The 1,661-nt window shown below is 42.0% G+C and carries 1 protein-coding gene; it reads left to right on the top strand.

The window, feature by feature from the left end; translation table 11 throughout:
• The first annotated feature begins 155 nt into the window (after positions 1-155).
• A complete protein-coding gene (locus ACIQVU_RS20205; protein ID WP_340804206.1) occupies positions 156-1,475 on the top strand; it encodes an IS1380 family transposase in 1,320 nt (439 codons plus the stop codon).
• Positions 1,476-1,661: the final 186 nt, after the last annotated feature.

Below are 1,661 nucleotides of genomic sequence, written 5' to 3'. Positions count from 1 at the left end.
CCCTAATTATTCACACCCAAATACAAAATCCCACAGGAAAGGCGATTTATCGCCTTTCCTGTGGGATTCTCTTTTTCACTAAAAAAATGAAAAAAGAATCCATTTCTGTTAAGGTTAAATCGACCAAGAACTAACCAAAAGAAAGGATTCTTCTCATGATTAGATTACCGCAAACAACACTTCATTTCAATCACCAACTGAAATTAACTCACGATGGAGGTGAGCTTTCTTCTGATACAGGCCAATTTATCTTCCGTGAGTTCGATGAAAAAATCGGCTTTTCCAAAACAATCGCCAAACACCTTCACTTAAAAGATGAGCGTTCTTACTGTATCCATGACAATATGGAACTTCTTCGTCAAAAAATATATCAGCTCATCGCAGGCTATCACGAGGATGACGCAGCGGATACATTAACGCACGATCCAGTTTTCACGCGTGTACTTGGAAAACCAGCACTTGCATCTCAGCCATCTTTATCTCGATTTTTCAAACGCTTTGACAAACAGGCACTCCAACAACTTCAAGCGGCGAATCAAGAACTACTGGACCGGGTGCATCAGTTACGTCAATCGACGACTCTTTTAATTGATCTGGATTCGTCTCATGCGGATACATATGGCAAGCAAGAAAATGCCTCATACAATAGCCATTACGGCACAGTCGGCTTTCATCCACTCGTTGCGTTTGACGGCTTCACCGGTGATTTTTTAAAAGCGCAGCTACGCCCAGGGAATAGGTATACATCAAACGGTGTCGTGGAATTTGTCCGCCCTTTACTGGATCATTACAACGAAAACTTTCCCGAAACGACAACACTCGTGCGTGGTGATAGCGGCTTCGCAGTACCCGACTTATACAAACTTTGCGAAGATGAATCGGTCTATTACATCATTCGTTTAAAGTCGAACGCCAGACTGAAAGCACTTGCGGAAGAACTACATCCAACATCTGAAATCCGTGATGTCACAAAAGCCGAACGTTATGTGGAGGAGTCAATCTATCAGGCTGGTTCATGGAATACGTCACGTCGCATCATTATTCAGTCTACACGCCCAGCAGGTGAACTGTTCTTCACCCATGCCTTTTTCGTCACAAATTTAAGCGAAACTGCCTTTTCACCGGAAGCCATTCTCACGTCCTATCAAAAACGTGGCGCAATGGAAAACTTCATTAAAGAGGCGAAAGATGGCTTCGGATTCGATCAAATGAAAAGCCATGATTTCCAAGTGAACGAAGCACGCATGATGATCAGTTTACTCGCCTACAATTTAACGAATTGGTTACGTACATTAACGTTTCCATCTGCGAAAAATGGGCTTCAAATCCAAACCATTCGCACACGGTTAATTAAAGTTGCCAGTAAACTTGTAAAATCTGGTCGTTACCTGCATTTCAAATTAGCGTCCAGCTTCGTCTATGCGCGCTTCTTTTCAGACATTCTGACCAGAGTGCAGCAGCTTTCCACCAACTAGATCACTTTTTTAAAAAATCGAACCCGTACCAAGGGATAAGTCTGCCTAAAAACAGGTAAATTCCCATTTTTTAAGTATCAACTGGCCTAAATCATTTATTCCTCCATTTAAATTCCAGAGAAACTTGGTCTGTGATAAGAAATATGACAAAACGAACTCAGGTCAGTTAGCTATGAATAATTCGGG

It is taken from the genome of Lysinibacillus sp. NPDC098008 (genome assembly GCF_044760715.1).
In the GTDB taxonomy this organism is placed as follows: domain Bacteria; phylum Bacillota; class Bacilli; order Bacillales_A; family Planococcaceae; genus Lysinibacillus.
The sequence above is the reverse complement of the archived record's forward strand: the minus strand, read 5'-3'. Positions and strand labels throughout refer to the sequence as shown.